Below are 23611 nucleotides of genomic sequence, written 5' to 3' on the forward strand. Positions count from 1 at the left end.
GGCCTCGCTTTCGGACCAGGCCGAACGAAAGACCCTGGGTCCGTCCCGGCGCCCCCATGTCCTGCCGGGTTCCGGACCTCACAGACCGCCGAGCTTGCGGAAGTCCCAGGAGACGATCTTGTCCGGGGTCAGCCGGGCCCAGGCGTGCCGGCCGTCGTGCGGCATCTCGTCCAGGCCGAAGTACTTGCGCGCGAACACCGTTTCCGGCGTGTCGAGTTCGGCGCGCAGTTCCCCGGTCCGGGGTACCTCGCCCACGAACTCCACCCGCCCGGACAGCTCGGCCCCGCGCAACTGGTCGTACTCCTCGCCCGAGTCGACCACGACCGCCACCCGGGGATCGCGGCTCAACTGCGCCCAGCGCCTGCTGCGCACCACGGAGTACAGCCACAGCGAGGTCCCGTCCCAGGCGAACCACAGCGCGCTGACGTGCGGTGTGCCGTCCGCCGAGACGGTCGCGACCCGGCAGGTGCGCCGGCTGGTCAGGAAGTCGTCCAGCTCCCCGGGCGTCATCATGATCTTCCGGCCCCGACGCTGCTGCGTCACGGTCATACGGCCCCCTCTTCTCCCACGTCGAACCGGCGGAACCCGCCCCTGGCGTGATCCTCCGAGATCGCACCGGGAAAGGGAACAGGACGGGTCCGCCTGCCTCGTCCGCCCCCGCCTCAGGCCAGCTTGATCTCGTCACCCGAGACGGTGATCTTCCGGGCGGCCAGCGGCTGGGTCGCGGGTCCCTGCTTCACGCTGCCGTCCTCCACGGAGAAGTGGCTGTTGTGACACGGGCAGACGATCGCGCCGCCCGAGATGCTGGACACGGCGCAGCCCTGGTGGGTGCACTTGGCGGAGAACGCCTTGTAGGTGCCCGCCGCCGGCTGGGTGACCACCACACCCCGGTCCTTGAAGATCTTGCCGCCGCCCTCCGGGATGTCCGAGGTCCGGGCCAGGGCCGCGCCACCGGCCGAGTCGCCGGAGCCCGCGGAACCCCCGTCCTGCGACGAGCCGGTGGACCCGGTCGTGCCCGCGGTCCCGGACCCGGTGTCGACGGTGTCCGAGGAGTCGTCGCCCGAACCGCAGGCGGTCAGCGCGGCGGCGAGCCCGGCCGCTCCGGCCGCCGCCACGACGGTACGGCGGGCCGGTCCCGTTTCGGGCTTGAACGATGCGCTGGTCATGACGTGGTTCCCTTCCGCGGAGCGTCTCGTGATCCGTCCAGGGGTACGGTCCCCGGCCGCCGCCTGTTCAGAGGGGCGACCGGATCCTTGCCCTCCGGAGGTCTGGCGGGCATGAAACCACGGCCGCCGGCCGGAAACCGGGAACACCGCCGCGCACCGGCCGCCCGCCCGTCGGCCGGACGGGCCCCCGCCCCAGTAGCCTGGGGCGATGCTCAAGGAAGTCACCGCCACCCGCTACATCACCCCTTTGCGTGAGGGCGGCTCGCTGCCGGGACTCGTCGAGGCCGACGACTTCGGTATGTACGTCATGAAGTTCACCGGTGCCGGACAGGGCCGCAAGACCCTGGTCGCGGAAGTGGTGTGCGGTGAACTCGCCCGCCGGCTCGGCTTCCGGATGCCCCGGCTGGTGACGGTCCGGCTGGACCCCGTACTGGGCCTGGGCGAGCCCGAGCAGCAGGTGCAGGACCTGCTCAGGTCCAGCGGCGGCACCAACCTCGGCATGGACTTCCTCTCCGGCGCCCTCGGTTACGACCCGCTCGCCTTCCCGGTGAGCCGCGCCGAGGCCGGGCGGATCGTCTGGTTCGACGCGCTGATCAACAACGTCGACCGGTCCTGGCGCAACCCCAACCTGCTGATGCACCGCGGCGAACTGTGGCTCATCGACCACGGCGCCACGATGATCTGGCACCACAACTGGCCCTCCGTCGAGGCCTCCGCGGCCCGTCCGTACGACGCCGCCGACCACGCCCTCGCCCGCTTCGCGCCGGACGTCACGGCCGCCGCGGCCGAACTGGCACCCAGGGTCACCGGGGACCTCCTCGCCGAGGTCACCGCCGAGATCCCCGACGCCTGGCTGGCCGACGAGCCGGGCTTCGCCACCCCGGACGAACTCAGGGACGCCTACGCGCGGCCGCTGCTCGCCCGGGCGGCCGTCATCGCCGAGCGCATCACCGGTATCGAGGAGGGCAAGTGAGCGAGCGTCACATCCACATGGCCGGCCATGTGACCGAGCGCCACATCACCCGGGCGGGCCAGGGCGGTGACCGGGACGTGTTCGAGTACGCCCTGCTGCGGGTCGTCCCGCGCGTCGAGCGCGGCGAGTGCGTCAACGCCGGCGTGGTGGTCTACTGCCGCGCCCAGGACTATGTCGGCGCCCTCACCCACCTGGACGAGGCCCGGCTGCTCGCCCTGGACCCCGGGGCGGACGTGGCGGGAGTGCGGGCCGCGCTCGGCGCCGTCGAACGGGTCTGCGCCGGCGGTGAGGAGGCCGGGCAGGCGGCCCGCGACGACGCCGGGCGGCGCTTCCGCTGGCTGATCGCGCCCCGCTCCACCGTCGTGCAGCCGGGGCCCGTGCACACCGGGCTCACCACCGATCCGGCGGCCGAGACCGAGCGTCTGCTGGGCCTCCTGGTGAGGTAATGGATCACACCGGCCCGGTGTCCCGTTGACACCGGGTGCCAGGGCTTCTAGCGTCGCGGGTGCTGAAGGTACTAAGCGGTCGCTCACCGCACCTGCCGGCTCCGCCAGGAGCGGGCACAGGGTTCTCTCAAGGGCGAGGAGAAGCAGCAATGTCCACCACTGAACAGCGGGTCGCGGTAGTCACCGGCGCGGCACGCGGCATCGGCGCCGCCACCGCCGTACGGCTGGCCGCCGAGGGTCGCGCGGTCGCCGTGATCGACCTCGACGAGGCCGCCTGCAAGGACACCGTCGAGAAGATCACCGCGGCAGGCGGCCGGGCGATCGCGGTCGGCGCGGACGTCTCCGACGAGGCGCAGGTCGAGGCCGCCGTCGCCCGGGTCGCCGAGGAGCTGGGCGCCCCGACCATCCTGGTCAACAACGCCGGCGTGCTCCGCGACAACCTGCTGTTCAAGATGAGTGTCTCCGACTGGGACACCGTCCTGAACGTGCACCTGCGCGGCTCATTCCTGATGACCAAGGCGGTCCAGAAGCACATGGTCGACGCGGGCTTCGGCCGGGTCGTCAACCTGTCCTCGTCCTCCGCGCTGGGCAACCGCGGCCAGGCCAACTACTCGGCCGCCAAGGCGGGTCTGCAGGGCTTCACCAAGACCCTCGCCATCGAGCTGGGCAAGTTCGGCATCACCGCCAACGCCGTCGCCCCCGGCTTCATCGCCACCGAGATGACCAAGGCCACCGCCGACCGGGTCGGCATGGGCTTCGACGACTTCAAGAGCGCCGCCGCCACCCAGATCCCGGTCCAGCGCGTGGGCGAGCCCGAGGACATCGCCAACGCCATCGCCTTCTTCACCGGCGAGGCGGCCGGCTTCGTCTCCGGCCAGGTGCTGTACGTCGCAGGCGGACCGCTCGACTAGGAAGTCTGGGGAATCACGGACATGACTGAACTCCCGGAGCTCTCCGGCAAGACCGCCCTCGTCACCGGCGCCAGCCGCGGCATCGGTTACGGCGTCGCCGAGGCGCTCGTCGCCCGCGGCGACCGCGTGTGCATCACCGGGCGGAACGAGGACGCCCTGAAGGAGGCCGTCGAACGGCTCGGCGCCGACCGGGTCATCGGCGTCGCCGGCAAGGCCCACGACCTCGGCCACCAGGCGGAGGCCGTCGAGCGGACCATGGAGGCCTTCGGCCGCGTCGACTTCCTGGTCAACAACGCCGGCACCAACCCCGTCTTCGGGCCCATCGCCGACCTCGACCTGGACGTCGCCCGCAAGGTGTTCGAGACCAACGTGATCTCGGCGCTCGGCTTCGCCCAGAAGACCTGGCACGCCTGGCAGAAGGACAACGGCGGCGCGATCGTCAACATCGCCTCGGTCGCGGGGCTCGCGCCCTCGCCGTTCATCGGCGCCTACGGCGTCAGCAAGGCCGCGATGATCAACCTGACCCAGCAGCTGGCGCACGAGTTCGCGCCCCGCGTGCGGGTCAACGCGATCGCCCCGGCCGTCGTGAAGACCAAGTTCGCCGAGGCGCTCTACGAGGGCCGCGAGGCCGAGGCGGCCGCCTCCTATCCGCTCGGCCGGCTCGGAGTGCCCTCCGACATCGGCGGGGCCGCGGCCTTCCTCACCTCCGGGCAGTCCGACTGGGTCACCGGTCAGACGCTCGTCGTGGACGGCGGCATCTTCCTCAACGCCGGCGTGGGCTGACCGGTACCGTCCGGCCGTCTTTTTCGGGCGCCGTTTCCCAGCGGAACGGCGCCCGAAACGCCGTACAAAACGCGCACAGCGGATTGACAACGTAGTCATCGCGCAATCGATCAAGAAGGCCTGCTCCAGGGGAGGTTCACGGGGCCGGACGCTGCGGTATGGTCTGCCGACCCTTGGTATGGCAGATCGAGGAGCGTGCGCGTGTTCAACCGGAACCGATTCCTGCGGAGAGTCGCGGCGATCGCGTCCATATCCCTGGTGGCCGGCTGCGGCCTGTTCTCGGACGGGGATTCCGACGGCAAGGGCCCGATCGTCGTCGGGACCACCAGCGCGCCCAGCACCCTGGATCCGGCCGGCGCCTGGGACGGCTCCTGGGAGCTCTACCGGAACATCTACCAGACGCTCCTGGCCTACCCGAACGGCGCCACCACGCCCCAGCCGGACGCCGCGCAGAGCTGCTCCTTCACCGGGACCGACAGCCGCACCTACCGCTGCAAGCTGCGCCCGGACATGAAGTTCGCCGACGGCGACCCGCTGAACGCGGAGGCCGTCCAGCACTCCATCAACCGCATCCGCACCATCGACGCGCCCGGCGGCCCCGCCGGACTGCTCGGCAGCCTGGACAGCGTGGAGGCCGTCGGCGACAACGAGGTGGTCTTCCGCCTCAACCAGTCCGACGCCACCTTCCCGTTCGTGCTCGCCACCCCGGCCATGTCCATCGTCGACCCCGACGACTACCCGGCGAACTCGCTGCGCAAGGACAACAAGGTCTTCGGCTCCGGGCCGTACACGCTGCAGTCCTACGAGGAGGGCAAGCAGGCCGTCCTGGCGCGCAACGACCACTACCAGGGCTTCGCCAAGCGGCAGAACAGCGCGGTGACCATCCGGTACTACCAGGACTCGGCCACCATGGTGAAGGCGCTGCGCGACAAGCAGATCGACGTCACCTACCGAGGCCTCGCCGCCGACGACATCCTCACCCTGCAGCGGGCCGGCACCTCCGACCTGCAACTGGTGGACGGCACCGGCACGGACATCAGCTACCTGGTGTTCAACCCCAAGGACTCGTGGACCAAGCAGCCCGCCGTGCGCAAGGCCGTCGCCCAGGTCGTCGACCGGGGCGCGATCGCGCACAAGGTCTACAAGGACACCGTCGTCCCGCTGTACTCGATGGTCCCGGCGGGCCTGACCGGCCACGCCACCAGCTACTTCGACGACTTCGGCGACCCGAGCGTGTCCAAGGCCCGCAGGATCCTCACTGACGCGGGCATCACCCAGCGCGTCCCGCTCACCCTCTGGTACACCACCGACCGCTACGGCTCCGAGACGGCCGTGATGTTCCAGGAGCTGAAGCGGCAGCTCGACGCCTCCGGGCTGTTCAGCGTCACCCTCAAGAGCCGACCCTGGAAGACCTATGTGGTCGGCTACCAGAAGGGTGAGTACCCGGTGTTCGGCCGCGGCTGGTTCCCGGACTTCCCCGACGCGGACAACTTCATCGCCCCGTTCGTCGGCGAGCACAACGCCCTGGGGACGCCCTACCCGTCCAAGCAGATCACCAATGTGCTGCTGCCCCGCTCGCGTGCCGAGAGCGACCGCGGCAAGGTGGTCAAGGACCTGGAGGCCGCCCAGCAGCTCATGGTGAACGACGCCCGGCTGATCCCGCTGTGGCAGGGCCGGCAGTACGTCGCGGCGAACGACGACATCTCGGGCGGCGAGCGCGCCCTCGACCCGTCGACGATCATGATGATGTGGGAGCTGCACCGCAAGACGAGCTGGTGACGGTCCTCCAGCACCCGGCTGTCAGTGGTCGCCTGTAGGTTTCTGAAACCTGAAGTGACCGCACATCGTGAGGACGTTGACGTGACCGACATCGCCATGCTGCCCGAGTCCTGGCGCGGGGTTCTGGGCGACGAACTGCAGCAGCCCTACTTCAAGGAGCTGACCGAGTTCGTCGAGGACGAGCGGGCGAGGGGTCCCGTCTACCCGCCGCGCGAGGAGGTCTTCGCCGCGCTGGCCGCGACGCCGTACGACAGGGTCAAGGTCCTGGTCCTCGGCCAGGACCCGTACCACGGCGAGGGCCAGGGCCACGGTCTGTGCTTCTCGGTCCGTCCCGGTGTGAAGACCCCGCCCTCCCTGCGGAACGTCTACAAGGAGATGAAGGAGGAGCTGGGCCTGCCCGTCCCGGACAACGGCTATCTGATGCCCTGGGCCGAACAGGGCGTGCTGCTGCTCAACGCGGTGCTCACGGTCCGGGCCGGGGAGGCGAACTCGCACAAGGGCAAGGGCTGGGAGAAGTTCACGGACGCGGTGATCCGCGCCGTGGCCTCCCGTCCCGACCCGGCGGTCTTCGTGCTGTGGGGCAACTACGCGCAGAAGAAGCTCCCGCTGATCGACGAGACCCGCCACGTGGTGGTGAAGGGCGCGCACCCCTCGCCGCTGTCCGCGAAGAAGTTCTTCGGCTCCCGCCCCTTCACTCAGATCAACGAGGCCGTGGCCGGTCAGGGGCACGAGCCCGTCGACTGGCGGATCCCCGACCTGGGCTGACCCGATCGGCTCGCGCGGCCCCGTGTCGTACGGGGCCGCCTGCCCCGGATCTCCGGTGCCTGCGGTTAGCGTCGGTGCGGACGGTGACCCGACAGCCGACGACGGCCGGAGGACGCGGTGGCGGAGCGACAGGAGCAGGCGGCGCCGGACGCCGTGCTGACGCGGATCGGGCAGGTCGTGATGCTGCATCACGGCGGCGACCGTGAGGAGGCCCGACGTCGCCTCCTCCTGCTGTGGGCGGAGATCGGCGAGGACGGCGCCCCGCTGCACCGCTGCACCCTGGCCCACTACCTGGCCGACACCCAGGACGATCCGGCCGACGAGCTGGCCTGGGACCTGCGGGCGTTGTCCGCGGCCGAGGAGCTGACGGACGGCCGGGGCGCCGGTGACCCGGTCAGCGTCCTTGCCTTCCTGCCCTCGCTCCACCTCAACCTGGCCGCTGACTACGCCAGACTGGGCCGCGGCGAGGCCGCCCGCAGCCATCTGGGCCGGGCCCGCCGCACCGCCGGCTCGCTGTCCGACGACGGCTACGGCGACGGGGTGCGGGCGGCGATCAGCCGCCTGGAGCTTCGGCTGGGGGACGAGGGCACCCCGGGCGACTCCTGGGGACCGCCGCGGCAGCGGCCCACCGGCTAGCCGGCCCGATGACCGCAGGGATCAGTGACCGTAGGCCTGCTCGCAGATCTCCGACTCGGGACTGCCGCCGTGCCAGCCGCCGTACTGCCTGCCCAGGGCGCACAGGTCCGGGGCCTGCGGCACCGGCTGCGCCGCGCCCGGCAGGCCGCCGCCCCGCTGCCGTGGGCGCTCCCGGTGCGGAGCGGCGGGTGCGGGCGGGGCGGCCGGGCGGTGCGTGACCGGCGGTGCCGCGGGCGTCCGGCGCGGGGCGGCCGGCTCGCCGTGCCGCGGCCGCCGGGACGGGCCGACCATCTCCAGCGCCTCCCGCGCCGGTGCCTGCACCACCCGTGGCACGGCACTGCCGTCCGGGCGGGGCCCCGTCCGCTGCGAGGACACGGTGTCCGACGGGGGGCCGGGGGTCGCCTGGCGCTGTACCGTGACACAGCCGGAGAGGGCCGAGACGGCCACGGTGACCAGAAGCGCTGCGGTGGTCGTCGTTCGATGCACCCGTGCAACTCTGCTGGTTCGGCCGCCGAGTTGACACCGCGTACGGGGGGTTGATGCCCCGCACGGGTGATCTCGTGCCCCGTACGGAGGGCCCCGGCGTCCCCAGGGTGACGCTCAGTCGCCGGTGGCGCCGTCGATCCGCTCGCGGACCAGGTCGGCGTGGCCGTTGTGCCGGGCGTACTCCTCGATCATGTGGGTGTAGATCCAGCGGAGGCTGTGCCGCTCACCGGTGTGCCGGTGCCTGGCCCGGGACGGGTCGTCCAGGGCGAAGCCGGCGGCGTGACGGCGGGCCGCGTCGATCTCGGCCTGCCAGGTGGCGTAGGCCTCGGCCCAGGTGTCCGCCTCGGTGAGCCGGAACTCGCCGTCCGGGTCCGCGTCGCTGTAGTGGAGCGGCTTCGCGTCCTCGTCCGCGAGGACCCTGCGGAACCAGGACCGCTCCACTTCCGCCATGTGCCGCACCAGCCCCATCAGGGACAGCGTGGACGGCGGCACCGAAGCCGTCCGCAACTGCGCGTCGGTCAGACCCTCGCACTTCCATGCCAGGGTCTTCCGGTGGTAGTCGAGCCAGCCCTCCAGCATGGTGCGTTCGTCGGCGTCGGTCGCGGGTTCCCGGCGTTCATCGGTCATTCCCGCATCCTCACCCGACGGCGGCCTTCGCCACCAGGGAATTTCCGGCCCCGGAGCGCTCGCGCCGGAGGGGCGCGGGCCGCCCCCGTATGCTTCCGGCAGGGCATCCGCAGGCAACCGGTAGGGGAGAGCACGTGAAGGTCGGCTGCATCGGACTCGGGGACATCGCGCAGAAGGCGTACCTGCCGGTGCTGGGCACCCGGCCGGGCGTCGAACTGCACCTGCAGACCCGGACGGCCGCCACCCTCACCCGTGTCGCCGACTCGCTCCACCTGCCTGCCGGGCAGCGGCACACCACCCTGGACTCCCTGCTCGCGGCCGGCCCGGACGCGGCCTTCGTGCACGCGCCGACCGCCGTCCACCCGGACATCGTCACCCGGCTGCTGGAGGCGGGCGTGCCCACCTACGTGGACAAGCCGCTCGCCTACGAACTCGCCGACTCCGAGCGGCTGGTGGCGCTCGCCGAGCGCCGGAACGTCTCGCTCTCCGTCGGCTTCAACCGCCGCCACGCCCCGGCGTACGCGCAGTGCCTGGACCATCCGCGCGAGCTGATCCTCATGCAGAAGAACCGGATCGGGCTGCCCGAGGAGCCGCGCTCGCTGATCCTCGACGACTTCATCCATGTCGTCGACACACTGCGTTTCCTGGTGCCGGGCGTGGTCGACGACGTGACCGTGCGCGCCCGCGTCGAGGGCGGGCTGCTCCACCACGTGGTGCTCCAGCTCGCCGGGGACGGCTTCACCGCGCTCGGCGTGATGAACCGGCTCAGCGGCTCGGCCGAGGAGATCCTCGAGGTCTCCGGGCAGGACACCAAGCGCCAGGTGCTCAACCTGGCCGAGGTGATCGACCACAAGGGGCAGCCGACGGTGCGCCGGCGCGGCGACTGGGTGCCGGTGGCCCGGCAGCGCGGGATCGAGCAGGCGGTGCTCGCCTTCCTCGACGCGGTGCGCGCCCGGAAGGTGCTCAGCGCCCGTGACGCACTGGCGACCCATGAGCTGTGCGAGCGCGTGGTACGAGCGGTTCCGGACCGGTCCGCCGGAGCCTGAGCGCCCGGACACCCTCACCCACGCACAGCGCGGCCAGCACCAGCAGCGCGCCGTGCACCGGCCAGTCGCCGTAGCGGGCGTACGGGGTGACCCCGTGGGCCAGCGGTATCTCGTAGACCTGGGCGGTGCTCGCGCCGGTGCCGAGCCACGGGCCGAGGCGCTGCCCGGCCGGGCCGTAGACCGCGGAGACACCGGTCAGGGTCGAGTGCACCATCGGGCGGCCGGTCTCGGCGGCCCGGAGCGCGGCCAGCGAGGCGTGCTGCTCCGGGGCCCAGCTGCCCTGGAAGGACGACGTGGAGGACTGGCCGAGCAGCACGTCCGCGCCGTCCCCGGCGAGCCGCCGGCTCATGTCGGGGAACGCCGTCTCGAAGCACACCAGCGGGCCGACCCGCAGGCCGTGCCCGACGTTCATCACGACCTGCTCGGTGCCGCGCCGCCGGTCCTCACCGGCGGCCCTGCCCACCGAGGTGGCCCAGCCCAGCACGGAGCGGGCCGGTATGTACTCGCCGAAGGGGATGAGCCGCATCTTGTCGTAGCGCTGACCCGTCGGGCCGTGCGCGCCGACGAGGACGGAGCTCTTGTAGATACCGGGCCGGTCGGAGCGGCGTGCGTCCACGTTGACCAGCAGGTCGGCGCCGGTCCGCCGGGACAGCGCGGCGATCCGCCGGGCCAGGTCGGGCCGGTCGTCCAGATCGAAGCCGACGCTGCTCTCGCCCCACACGATCAGGTCGACGCCCTGCCCGGCGAGTCGCCTGGTCAGTTGCTCCTCCCGGTCGAAGCGCCGGTCGGCGCTGTCCGTCCCGCCGACGACGCCCGGCTGGACGACGGCGATCCGCGTCCCGCCGTCGACGTCCGGGCGGGGCGCCCATGCCCAGGCGGCCGACGTGGCGGCGGCGGTGGCGACCAGGGAGGCCACCGCCGGCATCCGCGACTCGCGCACCGACACCAGTACCGCCACCGCCACGTTGACGGCCACCACCAGGAAGCTGAGCAGCCACACCCCGCCCACCGACGCCAGTCGCAGCGCCGGCCCCACCTGCCACTGGCTGGAGCCGAGCATCCCCCAGGGGCCGCCGAGGCCCTGCCAGGAGCGGACCAGCTCCACCGCCAGCCATGCCGAGGGCAGCACCAGCAGCGCGACCGCGCCCCGGCGCGGTGACGCGACGCCGCCGAGGAAGCGGCGGATCAGCCAGCCCCAGGGTGCCCAGAGCACGCCCAGCAGTCCGGCTATCAGGAAGATGAAGACGTGCAGGCTCGGCAGCAGCCAGTGGTGCACGGCCACCATGAACCCGAAGCCGCCGCACCAGCCGTCGTACGCCGCCCGCCGCGCGGTCGGCGCGGAGCGCGCCAGCAGGATCCAGGGCACCAGGGCCACGTACGCGAACCACCACAGCGCGGGCGCCGGGAACGCGAACACGGGTACGGCGCCCGCCAGGGCGGCGACGCCGGAGCGCCGCCAGGGGGAGGTGAGCCAGTGGTCGATCGTCCTCATAAGGAGTCTCCCTACCCAGCACTGCCTCCAGTGTGCGCGCCGGAAGCGATCTCCGACAGGGCGCGCCGGGGCCCGCGGCTCAGCCGGGAACGGCCGCCGGGCCGGGCACGGGCGTCCGGCGCCACTTCTCGTGCGCGACGACCCGGCTCAGCCGCCAGCCGTCCGGCGTGCGCAGCAGCCCGAACTCGTACCGGCCGCCGCACACCAGGTCGGGGCCGCCCGAGCCGCCGTCGCCGGTGAGGCGCATCGGGTTGACGTAGTCGGCCCGCACCCGGGCGGTGTCCCCGGTGTCGTGCTCGTGGATCCCGAACCGCACCCGGCGGTTGACGATCAGATGCTGGCGCGTCCCGAACGACTCCAGGCTCTCGGCGAGCCACCCGGCCACCCGGCCGGCCTCGCCCTCGATGCCGCCGGCGGAGCGGTAGTCGGCCCGCCCGTCCGCCGTGAACAGCCCCTGGTAGGCGGTCCAGTCCCCGTCGTCCACGGCCACCGCGTACTCGGTGACCGTCTCGTCCACGGCCAGCCGGTCCATCACGGTCGCGAGCTCCACACGCTGCGTCATCGGCACAGTGTTGGCCAAGGGAGGCCGGGTGCCAAGTGCGCGGACGATATTGAGGGTGCGCACATATGGTCGAGAGGCGCACCTGGGAGCGGCCCGGCGGACGCGGCGCTCAGTGCAGGAGCGCCAGGGCCGCGGTCAGGTTATGCTCGGCGATCCCCGCCATGGCGGCCCGGTCGGGGAAGTCGCCGTCGAGCAGCCGCAGCGGGCCCGCGACCAGCGAGAGGCGCATCGCGAGGGCGTAGAGGTCCATCCGCCGGGGGTCGAGGCCGGGGCGGGACAGCACGGGGTAGCGGTCGCCGAAGCGGAGCCGGAGGAAGACGTGCTCCCACTCGACGTCGAAGTGCATGACGCCCTCGATGTCGATCAGCACCGCGCGGCCGTCGGCGTCCACCAGGACGTGGTCGGGGCCCAGCTCTCCGTGGATCAGCCCGTACTCGGCGCGCGGCGCCACCCGTGCGGCCAGGTGGTGGAGACGGTCGCGCAGGCGGTCCGCCTCCGCGGCGATCCGGCGATCGCGGCCCGAGGCCTCCGCCAGGTCGGCCAGGGCGCGGTCGAGGACCAGCCGCTCGCAGGAGACCCCGCTCGCGGTGCCGTCCTCCCGCGGCAGGTCCAGCCGGCCGTACCGTGGGGCGCGGTGCCGGTGCATGGTGTCCGTCGCCGCGGCCAGGTCGTCCAGGGCGGCCGCCGCGCGGGCGGGGTCGGCCTCGAAGAGCCTTTCGAGGGTGTCCTCGGAGACGTCCTCGACCACGGCCACGTCCGCCGGGTGCAGGCGTCGTCCGCCGTCCGCCAGCAGCACCCGCGGAACCCGTACGCCCAAGTCGTCCAGAGCGCGCCGGGCGGCCAGGAACGGGACCAGGCCCGAGGCCGGGGCGAACGGGTCGCCCGGGTCGGCACGGGCCTGTCCCGGCCAGAAGTTCTCCGCCTCGGCCCAGCTGTAGACGATCACCCGGGTCACCGGGGCGCCGTCGACCCGGACCCGGTACACGCCCTTCTTGCTGCCGCCGCGCAACCGCTCCACCGAGACCGCGCGGGAGCCCGGCCCGAGCGCCTCACGCACCAGCCCCGACAGGTCCTCGATCTCCGTGAGCCTTCGCATCCGCAGAACATACCGGGGTCGGCGGCGGCGCCCCTCCCGGTCCCGGGCCGTCGCCTCAGGCGGCCTCGATGACGCGGCCGCGGACGGCCTGGGCCCACTCGACCACCAACAGCTCGTACTCCGCGCGTTCCTGAGGCGACAGGGTGCCGCCCGCGCGCAGCCAGAGCGCCCGGATCCGCTCGTTCAGCTCGGCGGCGGAGCGCACGGAACCACGGGGCATGAAATCGGGGGACATGCGGCCCAGCCTAGGGGCAAACACTGACGCTGCGCTACCGAACGGCTACTCATGCCGCGGAGGTTGGCCGGTGCCCGGTGTGCTCAGCTCGCGGATTCGGCCGCGTGCGGGCTCAGTGCACCCGCCGTCACCAGCGCGATGATGACGATGCCGAGGGCGATCCGGTACCAGACGAACGGCATGAAGCTCTTGCTGGAAATCCACTTCATGAACCAGGCGATCACCGCGTATCCCGACGCGAAGGCGATCACCGTCGCGAACAGGGTGGGGCCCCAGGCCACTTCGCCGCCGCCCACCGAGTCCTTCACCTCGAACACGCCGGACGCCAGCACCGCAGGGATGGCCAGCAGGAATGAGTAACGGGCCGCGGCCTCACGCCGGTAGCCCATGAACAGGCCGCCGCTGATGGTGGCGCCGGAACGGGAGACACCGGGGATGAGGGCGCAGGCCTGGCAGAGGCCGAAGATCAGGCCGTCCCTGACGCCCAGGTTCTCCAACGTCTTGCGCTGCTTGGGCGCGCGGTGCCGGCCGCCCTGCTCGTCACGGGCCGCCAGCCGGTCGGCTATGCCTATGACCACGCCGACGACGATGAGCATCGTCGCGGTGATCCGCAGATCGCGGAACGGCCCCTCGATCTGGTCCTTCAGTGTCACGCCGAGCAGGCCGATCGGGATCGAGCCGACGATCACCAGCCAGCCCATCTGGGCGTCGTGGTCCCGCCGCATCGACTTGTCGGACAGCGACCGGAACCAGGCGGAGATGATCCGGCCGATGTCCTTGCGGAAGTAGATCAGTACCGCCGCCTCCGTGCCGATCTGGGTGATCGCCGTGAAGGCCGCCCCCGGGTCCTCCCAGCCCGAGAAGGCCGCGGTCAGCCGCAGGTGCGCGCTGGAGGAGACGGGGAGGAACTCGGTCAGCCCCTGGACGAGTCCGAGGACGAGGGATTCAAACCAAGACATGGAGGTGAGGCGTCCAAGTGCTGAGGGGGTACGTGGTGATCATGTGACGAGGGCAGCGTAGCGGGCGCCGGTGACCGGCAGGGCACAGGGGCTCGGCAGGCGTCCCGGAACCGGGTGTTGACCCGCCAGGGCGCCGCCGCTTACGTTGCGGCAGGGGAGAAAGCGCTTGCTGCGGTCTGTGCGAGGCGCCCGGAACCCGCCGTGTCCGCCGCCGTACCGAGGAGTGCCGAACCCGCCCATGCCCCGCTCTTCTCGCCCGACAGCCCCGTTCACCGGCCGCCCCCTGCGGACCGCCGTCGTCGGCACCGGCGCCATCGCGCGCGGCTCCCATCTGCCCGCCCTGGCCCGCCTCGCCGAGGAGGGCGAGACGGAGGTGGTCGCCGCCATCGACATCGACGCGGACTCCGTGGCGGCGTTCTGCGCCGGCGCCCGGATCCCGCACGCCTACACCGACCTCGACCTGATGCTGGCCGAGCGGCGGCCCGACCTGGTCACCATCTGCACCCCGCCGACGCTGCACCGCGCGCAGACGGTGGCCGCGCTGCGCGCGGGGGCCTGGGTGTGGTGCGAGAAGCCGCCCGTGCCCTCACTGGCGGACTTCGACGCGATCGAGGCGGAGGAGGGCGCCGACGGCGGCCCGTACGCGGCCATCGTCTTCCAGCAGCGCTCCGGCTCCGGGGCGGAGCACGTGCGGCGGCTGATCGCCGGACGGGCGATGGGGCGCCCGCTGGTCGCCCACTGCCAGACCACCTGGTACCGGGACAGCGCCTACTATGCCGTGCCCTGGCGGGGCCGCTGGCACACCGAGGGCGGCGGTCCCGCCATGGGGCACGGCATCCACCAGATGGACCTGCTGCTGGACCTGCTCGGCCCGTGGAGCGAGGTGCACGCCATGGCGGGCCGGCTGGTGCACGACGTGGAGACCGAGGACGTCTCCACCGCGCTGGTCCGTTTCGCGGGCGGGGCGCTCGCGACCGTCGTCAACAGTGTGCTGAGCCCCGACGAGGCCAGCCGCATCCGTGTCGACTGCGAGCGGGCCACCGTGGAACTGACCCACCTCTACGGGCACGCCAACGACGACTGGCGCATCACCCCGGCCCCGGACGTGCCCGCCGCGCAGGCCGCCGCCTGGCGGGACTTCGGTGCCGACGTGCCGAGCTCGCACCTGCCCCAGTTGCGCGAACTCGTGGCGGCGATGCGCGCGGGGCGACGGCCGCGCAGCAGCGGGCCCGGCGGGCGCACCAGCCTGGAGCTGATCACCGCGCTGTACAAGTCGGCGTTCACCGGCACGACCGTACGGGCGGGCGACATCGGGCCGGGCGACCCCTACTACACGGCCCTGCACGGCGGCGCGCCCGGCTGGGCCCCCGCGACGGCCGAGGAGGTCCCGGCGTGAGCGGCGCCCTGCGACTGGTCCACACCCACGGCGACCGGATCACGGTGAGCGAACCGGCCACCGGCGTCGAGCTGTTCGCCTACGTCTACCGCCCCGAGGCGGCCTGGGAGGCGCCCAAGCCGTATCTGCACCCGGTCCGGACCCTCGCCGGAGCCGTGGTCACGGACTACCGGCCGAACGACCACCGCTGGCACAAGGGCCTGTCGCTGACCGCCTCGCACCTGTCCGGCGCCAACCTCTGGGGCGGCAACACCTATGTGCACGGCCAGGGGTACCTCGAACTCCCCGAGCGGGTCGGCTCGATGCGGCACGCCGGCTTCGACGGGGTCCGCGCCGCCGACGGCCGCGCGGTCATCGCCGAGCGGCTGACCTGGCACCCGTACGACGGTGAGGTGTGGGCGGCCGAGGAGCGCCGGATCGAGGTCCACGACGTCGACCCCCGGGCGGGTACCTGGGCGCTGACCTGGACCAGCGCGGTCACCAACCGGCGCGCCGAGCCGCTGCGCCTCGGCAGCCCGACGACCGCCGGGCGTGAACTGGCGGGCTACACGGGGCTGTTCTGGCGCGGGCCGAGGTCCTTCCGCGGCGGCCGGATCCTCGGGCCCGAGGGGGAGGGGACGGAGCTGATGGGCACGAAGGCGCCCTGGCTCGCCTTCTCCGGGGAGCACGACGGCAGGGACGGCCACGCGACCCTCGTCTTCGCGCACGCCCCCGAGAACGACCACGTGGGTGCCCGGGGCGGCCATCCGGCCCACTGGTTCGTTCGTGCCGAGCCGTTCGCCGCGGTCGCCCCGTCCTGGGCCTTCTTCGACGAGCTGGAACTCGCCCCCGGCGCCACGCTGCGGCGCCGCTACCGGGTCGTCGTGGCCGACGGCGCCTGGGACCGGGAGGACGTGGCCCGGTATCTGGAGGCGCATCCGTGGTGAGCGCCGGGGAGTTCACGGGTCTGCCGGGCGTGGCCGCCGGCGCGCGGCGGCCACGACCGGCCCGCCGGCGGAACCCGGCAGGCGCTCCGGGCGCCCCGGCCGCCGCCCGGTCCGGGTGTCTCACACGGTGACCGGTCCGGCGACCGTCCAGCCGGGGGACTGCGGGTGGGCCGTCAGGTCCTCATGCCGGACCGGGTCGCCGCAGGCCCGGCACGTCACCTGGGGGACCAGTTCGCTGCCGCAGCTGTGCTCGACGACCATGGGGAGGTCGACGCCGTCGCGCAGATGGCGGTCGCCCCACTCCTTCAGGGTCATCAGGACCGGTTCAAGCTCCAGCCCCGCCCGGGTCGGCCGGTACTCGAAGCGTTGCGGGCGCTCGCTGTAGACGCGCTTGGTGAGGATCCCGGCGTCCACGAGCCGGCGCAGCCGGGTGGCGAGGATGTCGCGCGGCGCGCCGATGTTGCGCACCAGTTGGTCGAAGCGGCCGTTGCCCAGGCACACCTCCCGCAGCACGAGCAGCGAGTACTTCTCGCCGACCAGCGCGAGGGCGTCGGCGATGGAACAGGGGCGCGGATCCTTCGTGGCGGCCATGCGGCCCAGTCTAGGTGAGGGTTTGATTTTCCAACGTGCCGAGCTATGGTGAGTTGGAAATTCCTACTCACCAGTAGTCGAGCGTGCGAACGCTCAGCCATCGCGGGAGGCCCGCACCATGCGCGACGCAGTCATCGTCGAAGCCGTACGCACCCCCATCGGCAAGGGCAGGCCGAACGGCTCCCTCGCCCACGTCCACCCGGTCCAGCTCCTCGCCCACACCCTGCGCACCCTGGTAGAGCGCTCAGGCGTCGACCCGGCCCTGATCGACGACGTCATCGGCGGCACCGTCGACCAGGTCGGCGAGCAGGCCATGAACACCACGCGGTACGCCGTCCTCGCGGCCGGCCTGCCCGAGACGGTCCCCGCGACCACGGTGGACCGCCAGTGCGGTTCCTCCCAGCAGGCCGTGCACTTCGCCGCGCAGGGCGTCATCTCGGGCGCGTACGACCTCGCCGTCGCCTGCGGCGTGGAGTCGATGAGCCGGGTGCCGATGTGGTCCAACGTGCCGGCCGGCAAGGACCCGTTCGGGCCGGGTGTCGCCGAGCGCTTTCCGGAGGGCCTGGTCCCGCAGGGCATCAGCGCCGAACTCATCGCCGCCAAGTGGTCCCTCACGCGCGCGCGGATGGACGAGTTCGCGGTCTCCTCGCACCACAGGGCCGCCGCCGCGTGGCAGGCCGGCCTGTTCGACGCCGAGGTGGCGCCCCTGGACGGCGTCGCCCGCGACGAGTGCGTACGGCCCGGCAGCACCCCGGAGATCCTCGCCGGTCTCAAGCCCGCCTACTACGACGCCGCCTTCGCCGAGCGCTTCCCGCAGATCGAGTGGAACGTCACCGCGGGCAACGCGAGCCCCGTCAACGACGGCGCCTCGGCCGTGCTGATCACCTCCAGTGAGACCGCCGCCCGCCTCGGCCTGCGCCCGCTCGCCCGGCTGCACAGCTTCGCCGTCACCGGCTCCGACCCGCTGCTGATGCTCACCGGGGTCGTCCCGGCGACCGAGAAGGTGCTGCGCCGCGCGGGGCTCGGCCTGGACGACATCGACCTCTTCGAGGTCAACGAGGCCTTCTCCAGCGTGGTCCTGGCCTGGCAGCAGGAGACGGGCGCCGATCTCGCCCGGGTCAACGTGCACGGCGGCGCCATCGCCCTCGGCCACCCGCTCGGCGCGAGCGGCACCCGGCTCACCACGACGCTGGTCCACGCCATGCGCGAGCGCGGCGCCCGCTACGCCCTGCAGACCATGTGCGAGGCGGGCGGACTCGCCAACGCCATGATCCTGGAGGCCGTCTGACGGCCCCCGCGTCGGCTCAGCCGGCGCGCAGCTGGTGGCGCTTGCGCCAGGCCACCACCGTGCCCACCAGCGCCGGGAAGGCGATGCAGGCCATCGCGATCAGGAAGGCCGGGGAGGTCGGCGCCGAGGCACGGGCGCCGGCCACCGCGTAGGCGGCGGTGTTCGGGATCGAGCCGAGCGCCGTCGCCAGCAGGAACGGCAGCCAGCCCATACGGGAGACGGCGGCACAGTAGTTCGCCGCCCAGAACGGCACGCCCGGGAAGAGCCGGGCCACCATCATGGACCGGAATCCGTGCCGGCTGAGCTGCCCGTCGGCGGCCTTCAGCCAGCGCCCCCGCAACAGCGGCCGCAGCGCCTCCTGCCCGAGCAGCCGGCCGAGCCCGAAGGCCAGCCCGGCCCCGAGCACCGTGCCCGCCAGCGCCGTCGTCACCCCCAGCCCGGAGCCGAACAGCGCCCCCGCCGCGAGGTTCAGCAGCGGCCGCGGCACGAACGCCACCGTGCACAGCCCGTACGCCGCCGCGAACACCACGGCTGCCGCCGCCCCGCCGAGGTGCGGCGGCCAGCCGTGCGTCAGGAGCCGCTGCGGCTCGAACGCCAGCACCCCCGCCGCGGCGCCCGCGAGCAGCACGAGCAGCAGGGACAGACGGGCGTACGGCGACAGCGCCGCGCGGGTGCAACGGACGGCGAACCCCGTGCGGGACAGGGACGGTACGGCTGCGACCGCGGGGACGGCGAGCTCCGTGGCGGCGGCCCGGGGAGAGACCGTGGCGGTGCCCCCAGAGCGGTTGGTGGCATCGAGCATCCGGCGACACTAACCGACGGACACATGTGATCGCCGTATGGTCCGTCTCACCGGCGGCGGGACAGCCGGGTGGCGCAACCCGCCACGCACGACGCGCCGCGCCCCCGCCCGCCGTCGCCACCGCCCCGTCCCGGCCGCGGCGACCGCCGTATCGTTCGGCCCATGACCGCAGCCCCGCCCGCCCCGCCGCACGTGCCGCGCAGCGCCCTGGCCGACGCCGTGCTGGAGCGGCTGACCGCCACCTACGCCGCCGCGGCCGACCCGGAGCGGGCGGCGGCGATGCGGGCGTACATGAAGGACGTGGCGCCCTTCCTCGGCATTCCCACCCCGGACCGCCGCGCGCTGTCGCGCACCGTCCTGGCCGGCACCCCCCGTCCCGACGAGTCCGACTGCGCCGCGATCGCCCTGCGCTGCTGGCGGCTGCCCCAGCGCGAGTACCACTACTTCGCGGTGGACTACCTGCGCCGGCACGCGGCCCGCTGCTCCTCCGCGTTCCTGCCGGTGGCCCGGCACCTGGTCACCACCGTCCCGTGGTGGGACACCGTCGACGCGCTCGCCGCGCACCTCGTCGGCGCCCTGGTCGCGGCCGACCCGGCGCTCACCGCCGACATGGACGACTGGATCGCCGACGCCGACCTCTGGGTGGTGCGCACGGCCCTGCTGCACCAGCTCCGGTACAAGGAGCGCACCGACGCCGTCCGGCTGTTCGCCCACTGCCTGCTGCAGTCCGGGCATCCCGACTTCTTCGTCCGCAAGGCCATCGGCTGGGCACTGCGCGAGTACGCCAAGACCGACCCCGGGGCGGTACGGGACTTCCTGGCGCGGGAGCGGGGCCGGTTCGCCCCGCTGACGGTCCGTGAGGCGCTGAGGAACATCGGGCCCTGACGACCTGGCCTCGCGAGACATCGTGCCCCGAAGGACATCGCGCCCTGACGGCGGCGAGGTTCGCGCGGCACGGAAAACCATTCGACGCCGGACGAACCGTCGGCGATGATCGTCGTCATGTTCCGGTACGCCTTCCTCCTCGCAGCATCCGCCGTCGCGGATGCGCCGAAGGCTGCCGTCCCGCTCCTCGTGGCCGCTGCCGACGGCGCCCGAAGCTGACCCTCTCCGGATCGACCGGCGGACCCCGCAGGGGGAGGGTCGGCCGGTTCCTCGGGGTCCCGGACTCCCTTACGGCTGAGAGGCTTCGAGGTACAGCCATGTCCAAAACGGCATACGTGCGCACCAAGCCGCACCTGAACATCGGCACGATGGGCCACGTCGACCACGGCAAGACCACCCTGACCGCCGCCATCACCAAGGTCCTGGCCGGGCGCGGCACCGGGACGTTCGTCCCCTTCGAGCGCATCGACCGCGCCCCGGAGGAGGCCGCCCGCGGTATCACCATCAACATCGCGCACGTCGAGTACGAGACCGACACCCGGCACTACGCCCACGTCGACATGCCGGGCCACGCCGACTACGTCAAGAACATGGTGACCGGCGCCGCGCAGCTCGACGGGGCGATCCTCGTCGTCTCCGCGCTCGACGGGATCATGCCGCAGACCGCCGAACACGTACTGCTGGCCCGGCAGGTGGGCGTCGACCACATCGTCGTCGCCCTCAACAAGGCCGACGCCGGCGACGAGGAGCTCACCGACCTGGTCGAGCTGGAGGTCCGCGAGCTGCTCAGCGCGCAGGGGTACCCGGGTGACTCGGTACCCGTCGTACGGGTCTCGGGACTGCGGGCGCTGGCGGGCGACCCGCGCTGGACGGCGTCCGTCGAGGCGCTGCTCGACGCGGTGGACACCTATGTGCCGATGCCCGAGCGCTATCTCGACGCGCCGTTCCTGCTGCCGGTGGAGAACGTGCTCACCATCACCGGCCGGGGCACGGTCGTCACCGGAGCCGTGGAACGCGGGACGGTCCGCCTGGGGGACCGGGTGGCGGTGCTCGGCGCGGACGTGGAGAGCGTGGTCACCGGGCTGGAGACCTTCGGCAGGCCGATGGAGGAGGCGCAGGCCGGGGACAACGTGGCGCTGCTGCTGCGGGGCGTGCCCAGGGACGCGGTGCGGCGGGGCCATGTCGTGGCGGCGCCGGGAAGCGTGGTGCCCGCGCGCGCCTTCGTGGCGCGGGTGTACGTGCTGTCGGCGCGGGAGGGCGGCCGTACGACCGCGCTGTCCACGGGCTACCGGCCGCAGTTCTACATCCGCACCGCGGACGTGGTCGGGGACGTCGACCTCGGGGAGGCGGCGGTCGCCCGGCCCGGTGAGACGGTCGAGATGACCGTGGAGCTGGGGCGGGAGGTGCCGCTGGAGCCCGGGCTCGGGTTCGCCATCCGTGAGGGCGGCCGGACGGTGGGCGCCGGTACCGTCCTCTCCGTAGGCCCGTAGGCCCGTAGGAGCCATGGGTCGCGGGGCCCGCGGACCGGTCGTGGCCGGTCGCGCGGCGCCCCGCGGCCCCTCGCGCCAGGGGGTGCCCCGCACCGGTGACAATGGTGGCGTGAGTGAAGCCATACCCGTGACCCGGACCGTCGATCACGGCACCGCCAAGCTGATGCCCGACGTCGACCGGGAGCGGGCCTGGCTGCTGACCGTGGACGGGGCGCCGCAGTCGTACGTCGATCTCGACGAGCCCGGTCACCTGGAGTTCGAGTACGCGCGGCGGCTCGGGTTCGCCCTCGACCTGGTGGACGGGCCCGGGCACCCGGTGGACGCGGTGCACCTCGGCGGGGGAGCGCTCACGCTGCCCCGCTACCTCGCCGCCACCCGGCCCGGCTCCCGGCAGCATGTCGTCGAGGCCGACCGGGCGCTGCTGGAGCTGGTCGTCGAGCGGTTGCCGCTGCCCGAGGGCTCGGGGGTCACGCTGCACCCCGCCGACGCGCGGGCCTGGCTCGAGGCCGCGCCGGACGACTCGGCCGACGTGATGGTCGCCGACGTCTTCGGGGGCTCGCGGGTACCGGCCCACCTCACCTCGCTCGCCTACGCGCGCGAGGCCGAGCGGGTGCTGCGGCCCGGCGGGGTCTATCTGGCCAACCTGGCCGACGGAGCGCCGTTCGCCTTCCTTCGGTCCCAACTGGCCACGTTCGCGGCCGTGTTCGAGCAACTCGCGCTGATGGCCGAGCCGGGTGTGCTGCGCGGGCGGCGGTTCGGCAACGCCATCCTCGTGGCCTCGCACCGGCCCTTCGACACGGCCGGACTGGCCCGTCGGGCCGCCGCCGACGCGTTCCCGGCCCGCGTCGAACACGGCGCGGCACTGCGGGACTTCACCGGTGGCGCGCGGCCGGTCCAGGACGCCGAGGCCGTCGCCTCACCCGAGCCCCCCGACGGGGCTTTCGGCATCGGCTGAGGGAAACCGGGGCGTGCTCGTCCGCGCGGTGCGCCGGGTCAGCGTGCGCACGTCCGGGACCAGCAGCACCAGCGCGGTGACCACGACGACCAGGCCCGCGCAGCCCCACAGCGAGGCCGTCCGGCCGAAGGCGGCCTCCGCCGGGCCGGCCAGCGCGGTGGCCAGCGGCACCAGGGACACCGAGCCGAACCAGTCGTACGCCGAGACCCGGGAGAGCTTGTCCTCGGGGATCTCCTGGTGCAGCGCGGTCATCCAGGAGACGCCGAACACCTCCACGGTCGCACCCGCGACGAACATGACCACGAACAGGACGCCCACCGGCACCGGTACGGCCAGCGCGGCCGAGGGCAGGGCCAGCGGGAACACGCACAGCGTGCCGGCCAGCAGCAGGCGGCGCGGTCTCCAGCGGGTCATCAGCAGGGCGCCGGCCACCGTGCCGGCGCCGAACGCGGCCAGCGCGAGTCCCCAGGGCCCCGCCCCGCCCAGGCTGTCGCGGGCGACCAGCGGGCCGTAGACGGCGTCGGCGGCGGCGACGACCGCGTTGGCGATCGAGAACTGCACGACGATGCCCCACAGCCAGGGCCGCCCCACGAACTCCCGCCAGCCCTCCCGGAGATCGGCCAGCAGGCCCTCGCCCGGCGTGCGCGGCGGAATGTGACCGACGTCGAGGAAGGCGCGCAGCGCTCCGGCGAGGGCGAAGGCCGCCGCGTCGATGGCGAGGACCCAGCCCGGGCCGACGGCCGCGACCAGGGCGCCGCCGAGGGCCGCGCCGCCCAGGGCCGCACCCTGGGTGGCCATGCGGAACAGGGCGAATGCCCGGCCCGCCTGTTCCCCCTGCACGGAGGACATCAGCATGCCCTCGGCCGCCGGGGCGAAGAACGCCTGACCGGTGCCGCCGAGCGCGGTGAGCAGCATCATCTGCCACAGCCGGGGCTCACCGGTCAGCACCAGCACCGCGAAGGCCGCCTGGGAGAGGCAGTTGAGCGCGTTGGCGGCGACCATCACCCGGTGCCGGGGCAGCCGGTCCGCGACCGCGCCGCCGATGAGCAGGAACACCACCAGCGGCAGCGTCCGGGACGCGGCCACCAGACCGACGTCGCCCCCGTCCCCGCCCGCGTCCAGCACCGCGAACGCGGCCGCGATCAGCGACCCGTTGGCGCCGAGGCTCGTCACGATGGCCGCGGTGGTCAGCAGCGAGTAGTTGCGGCCGGCCCAGGCGGGTCTGCGAGTAGGGGTGGTGGAGCCGTCGGCGGAGTTCACCGGGTGACTATCGCCGCTCGCCACCCGGCTTGCCAAACGGATTCCCCGCCCCCGAC

General features: G+C 73.1%; 26 protein-coding genes. 14 read left to right on the forward strand and 12 right to left on the reverse strand.

Features of this window, described 5'->3' with window-relative positions:
- Positions 1-78: 78 nt before the first annotated feature.
- Positions 79-549 (reverse strand): pyridoxamine 5'-phosphate oxidase family protein, encoded by a 471-nt coding sequence (locus ABZ478_RS15105; protein ID WP_359549088.1) that lies wholly within the window; start codon positions 547-549, stop codon positions 79-81.
- Positions 550-662: 113 nt separating this feature from the next.
- Positions 663-1166, reverse strand: coding sequence for a Rieske (2Fe-2S) protein (locus ABZ478_RS15110; RefSeq protein WP_359549091.1), 504 nt, complete (start codon positions 1164-1166; stop codon positions 663-665).
- Positions 1167-1374: 208 nt separating this feature from the next.
- On the opposite strand from ABZ478_RS15110, the gene ABZ478_RS15115 reads away from it, so the two are divergent.
- From ABZ478_RS15115 to ABZ478_RS15145, 7 genes are all read left to right on the forward strand, one after another.
- On the forward strand, positions 1375-2139 hold the full coding sequence (locus ABZ478_RS15115; RefSeq protein ID WP_359549092.1) for a HipA family kinase: 765 nt from the start codon (positions 1375-1377) through the stop codon (positions 2137-2139).
- Complete coding sequence (locus ABZ478_RS15120) at positions 2136-2585, forward strand: DUF3037 domain-containing protein (RefSeq protein ID WP_359549095.1); 450 nt, start codon at positions 2136-2138, stop codon at positions 2583-2585. Before ABZ478_RS15115 ends, ABZ478_RS15120 begins: the two co-directional genes overlap by 4 nt.
- A 149-nt stretch (positions 2586-2734) precedes the next feature.
- Positions 2735-3496, forward strand: a complete 762-nt coding sequence (fabG, locus tag ABZ478_RS15125) for a 3-oxoacyl-ACP reductase FabG (RefSeq protein ID WP_359549097.1) — start codon at positions 2735-2737, stop codon at positions 3494-3496.
- Between the two features lie 21 nt (positions 3497-3517).
- A complete protein-coding gene (locus ABZ478_RS15130; RefSeq protein WP_359549099.1) occupies positions 3518-4279 on the forward strand; it encodes an SDR family oxidoreductase in 762 nt (253 codons plus the stop codon).
- Between the two features lie 201 nt (positions 4280-4480).
- Entirely contained in the window at positions 4481-6058 is a 1578-nt protein-coding gene (locus tag ABZ478_RS15135; protein ID WP_359549101.1) for an ABC transporter substrate-binding protein, read from the forward strand.
- Positions 6059-6139: 81 nt separating this feature from the next.
- Positions 6140-6823: a uracil-DNA glycosylase gene (gene ung / locus ABZ478_RS15140; protein WP_359549103.1), complete on the forward strand. Its 684-nt coding sequence runs from the start codon at positions 6140-6142 to the stop codon at positions 6821-6823.
- A gap of 117 nt (positions 6824-6940) precedes the next feature.
- Positions 6941-7459: a hypothetical protein gene (locus ABZ478_RS15145; protein ID WP_359549106.1), complete on the forward strand. Its 519-nt coding sequence runs from the start codon at positions 6941-6943 to the stop codon at positions 7457-7459.
- Positions 7460-7480: 21 nt separating this feature from the next.
- On the opposite strand, the gene ABZ478_RS15150 is transcribed toward ABZ478_RS15145, so the two are convergent.
- Both ABZ478_RS15150 and ABZ478_RS15155 read right to left on the reverse strand, forming a co-directional pair.
- Positions 7481-7945, reverse strand: a complete 465-nt coding sequence (locus tag ABZ478_RS15150; protein ID WP_359549109.1) for a hypothetical protein — start codon at positions 7943-7945, stop codon at positions 7481-7483.
- Between the two features lie 114 nt (positions 7946-8059).
- A complete protein-coding gene (locus ABZ478_RS15155) occupies positions 8060-8572 on the reverse strand; it encodes a DinB family protein (RefSeq protein WP_359549111.1) in 513 nt (170 codons plus the stop codon).
- Positions 8573-8706: 134 nt separating this feature from the next.
- Between ABZ478_RS15155 and ABZ478_RS15160 the strand changes: the two genes are divergently transcribed.
- Positions 8707-9618 carry a Gfo/Idh/MocA family oxidoreductase gene (locus ABZ478_RS15160; protein ID WP_359549112.1) on the forward strand — a complete coding sequence of 304 codons (912 nt, stop codon included), beginning with the start codon at positions 8707-8709 and terminating at the stop codon, positions 9616-9618.
- On the opposite strand, the gene lnt is transcribed toward ABZ478_RS15160, so the two are convergent.
- The 5 genes from lnt to ABZ478_RS15185 form a co-directional block, all read right to left on the reverse strand.
- The gene (gene lnt, locus ABZ478_RS15165) at positions 9536-11110 is read right to left on the reverse strand and encodes an apolipoprotein N-acyltransferase (protein WP_359549115.1); all 1575 of its coding nucleotides are present in this window, start codon (positions 11108-11110) and stop codon (positions 9536-9538) included. The two genes, ABZ478_RS15160 and lnt, sit on opposite strands and share 83 nt — an antisense overlap.
- Positions 11111-11189: 79 nt before the next feature.
- A complete protein-coding gene (locus ABZ478_RS15170) occupies positions 11190-11672 on the reverse strand; it encodes a nuclear transport factor 2 family protein (protein WP_359549116.1) in 483 nt (160 codons plus the stop codon).
- 109 nt (positions 11673-11781) lie between these two features.
- Complete coding sequence (locus ABZ478_RS15175) at positions 11782-12768, reverse strand: phosphotransferase (protein WP_359549118.1); 987 nt, start codon at positions 12766-12768, stop codon at positions 11782-11784.
- A 55-nt stretch (positions 12769-12823) separates the two neighbouring features.
- On the reverse strand, positions 12824-13003 hold the full coding sequence (locus ABZ478_RS15180) for a hypothetical protein (RefSeq protein ID WP_358929948.1): 180 nt from the start codon (positions 13001-13003) through the stop codon (positions 12824-12826).
- Between the two features lie 83 nt (positions 13004-13086).
- On the reverse strand, positions 13087-13962 hold the full coding sequence (locus ABZ478_RS15185) for an undecaprenyl-diphosphate phosphatase (RefSeq protein WP_359549120.1): 876 nt from the start codon (positions 13960-13962) through the stop codon (positions 13087-13089).
- Positions 13963-14200: 238 nt separating this feature from the next.
- Between ABZ478_RS15185 and ABZ478_RS15190 the strand changes: the two genes are divergently transcribed.
- Positions 14201-15358 (forward strand): Gfo/Idh/MocA family oxidoreductase, encoded by a 1158-nt coding sequence (locus ABZ478_RS15190; RefSeq protein WP_359549123.1) that lies wholly within the window; start codon positions 14201-14203, stop codon positions 15356-15358.
- A complete protein-coding gene (locus ABZ478_RS15195) occupies positions 15355-16284 on the forward strand; it encodes a PmoA family protein (RefSeq protein ID WP_359549125.1) in 930 nt (309 codons plus the stop codon). The genes ABZ478_RS15190 and ABZ478_RS15195 overlap by 4 nt, the downstream gene beginning before the upstream one ends.
- A gap of 120 nt (positions 16285-16404) precedes the next feature.
- On the opposite strand, the gene ABZ478_RS15200 is transcribed toward ABZ478_RS15195, so the two are convergent.
- Entirely contained in the window at positions 16405-16875 is a 471-nt protein-coding gene (locus tag ABZ478_RS15200; protein WP_358929952.1) for a helix-turn-helix domain-containing protein, read from the reverse strand.
- Positions 16876-16993: 118 nt separating this feature from the next.
- On the opposite strand from ABZ478_RS15200, the gene ABZ478_RS15205 reads away from it, so the two are divergent.
- Complete coding sequence (locus tag ABZ478_RS15205) at positions 16994-18163, forward strand: thiolase family protein (protein ID WP_359549127.1); 1170 nt, start codon at positions 16994-16996, stop codon at positions 18161-18163.
- A 16-nt stretch (positions 18164-18179) separates the two neighbouring features.
- Here the strand turns inward: ABZ478_RS15205 and ABZ478_RS15210 are convergent, their stop codons facing one another.
- Positions 18180-18965, reverse strand: coding sequence for a VTT domain-containing protein (locus tag ABZ478_RS15210; protein ID WP_359549130.1), 786 nt, complete (start codon positions 18963-18965; stop codon positions 18180-18182).
- A 162-nt stretch (positions 18966-19127) separates the two neighbouring features.
- Between ABZ478_RS15210 and ABZ478_RS15215 the strand changes: the two genes are divergently transcribed.
- From ABZ478_RS15215 to ABZ478_RS15225, 3 genes are all read left to right on the forward strand, one after another.
- The gene (locus ABZ478_RS15215) at positions 19128-19850 is read left to right on the forward strand and encodes a DNA alkylation repair protein (RefSeq protein WP_359549131.1); all 723 of its coding nucleotides are present in this window, start codon (positions 19128-19130) and stop codon (positions 19848-19850) included.
- A 317-nt stretch (positions 19851-20167) separates the two neighbouring features.
- Positions 20168-21340: an elongation factor Tu gene (gene tuf / locus ABZ478_RS15220; RefSeq protein ID WP_359549133.1), complete on the forward strand. Its 1173-nt coding sequence runs from the start codon at positions 20168-20170 to the stop codon at positions 21338-21340.
- 109 nt (positions 21341-21449) lie between these two features.
- Positions 21450-22295, forward strand: coding sequence for a fused MFS/spermidine synthase (locus ABZ478_RS15225; protein ID WP_359549135.1), 846 nt, complete (start codon positions 21450-21452; stop codon positions 22293-22295).
- Here ABZ478_RS15225 and ABZ478_RS15230 read toward each other — a convergent pair.
- Entirely contained in the window at positions 22257-23555 is a 1299-nt protein-coding gene (locus ABZ478_RS15230; RefSeq protein ID WP_359549138.1) for an MFS transporter, read from the reverse strand. The two genes, ABZ478_RS15225 and ABZ478_RS15230, sit on opposite strands and share 39 nt — an antisense overlap.
- Positions 23556-23611 lie beyond the last annotated feature (56 nt).

It is taken from the genome of Streptomyces sp. NPDC005706, from assembly GCF_040631045.1.
Taxonomy (GTDB): domain Bacteria; phylum Actinomycetota; class Actinomycetes; order Streptomycetales; family Streptomycetaceae; genus Streptomyces.

Excerpts from the sequence above, each read along its gene's own strand:
- ABZ478_RS15175 (WP_359549118.1), bottom strand. The coding sequence starts at position 12,768 with ATGCGAAGGCTCACGGAGATCGAGGACCTGTCGGGGCTGGTGCGTGAG.
- ABZ478_RS15115 (WP_359549092.1), top strand. The coding sequence starts at position 1,375 with ATGCTCAAGGAAGTCACCGCCACCCGCTACATCACCCCTTTGCGTGAG.
- ABZ478_RS15190 (WP_359549123.1), top strand. The coding sequence starts at position 14,201 with ATGCCCCGCTCTTCTCGCCCGACAGCCCCGTTCACCGGCCGCCCCCTG.
- ABZ478_RS15130 (WP_359549099.1), top strand. The coding sequence starts at position 3,518 with ATGACTGAACTCCCGGAGCTCTCCGGCAAGACCGCCCTCGTCACCGGC.
- lnt (WP_359549115.1), bottom strand. The coding sequence starts at position 11,110 with ATGAGGACGATCGACCACTGGCTCACCTCCCCCTGGCGGCGCTCCGGC.
- ABZ478_RS15105 (WP_359549088.1), bottom strand. The coding sequence starts at position 549 with ATGACCGTGACGCAGCAGCGTCGGGGCCGGAAGATCATGATGACGCCC.
- ABZ478_RS15180 (WP_358929948.1), bottom strand. The coding sequence starts at position 13,003 with ATGTCCCCCGATTTCATGCCCCGTGGTTCCGTGCGCTCCGCCGCCGAG.
- fabG (WP_359549097.1), top strand. The coding sequence starts at position 2,735 with ATGTCCACCACTGAACAGCGGGTCGCGGTAGTCACCGGCGCGGCACGC.
- ABZ478_RS15210 (WP_359549130.1), bottom strand. The coding sequence starts at position 18,965 with ATGCTCGATGCCACCAACCGCTCTGGGGGCACCGCCACGGTCTCTCCC.
- ABZ478_RS15155 (WP_359549111.1), bottom strand. The coding sequence starts at position 8,572 with ATGACCGATGAACGCCGGGAACCCGCGACCGACGCCGACGAACGCACC.
- ABZ478_RS15185 (WP_359549120.1), bottom strand. The coding sequence starts at position 13,962 with ATGTCTTGGTTTGAATCCCTCGTCCTCGGACTCGTCCAGGGGCTGACC.
- ABZ478_RS15200 (WP_358929952.1), bottom strand. The coding sequence starts at position 16,875 with ATGGCCGCCACGAAGGATCCGCGCCCCTGTTCCATCGCCGACGCCCTC.
- ABZ478_RS15215 (WP_359549131.1), top strand. The coding sequence starts at position 19,128 with ATGACCGCAGCCCCGCCCGCCCCGCCGCACGTGCCGCGCAGCGCCCTG.
- tuf (WP_359549133.1), top strand. The coding sequence starts at position 20,168 with ATGTCCAAAACGGCATACGTGCGCACCAAGCCGCACCTGAACATCGGC.
- ABZ478_RS15170 (WP_359549116.1), bottom strand. The coding sequence starts at position 11,672 with ATGACGCAGCGTGTGGAGCTCGCGACCGTGATGGACCGGCTGGCCGTG.
- ABZ478_RS15205 (WP_359549127.1), top strand. The coding sequence starts at position 16,994 with ATGCGCGACGCAGTCATCGTCGAAGCCGTACGCACCCCCATCGGCAAG.
- ABZ478_RS15110 (WP_359549091.1), bottom strand. The coding sequence starts at position 1,166 with ATGACCAGCGCATCGTTCAAGCCCGAAACGGGACCGGCCCGCCGTACC.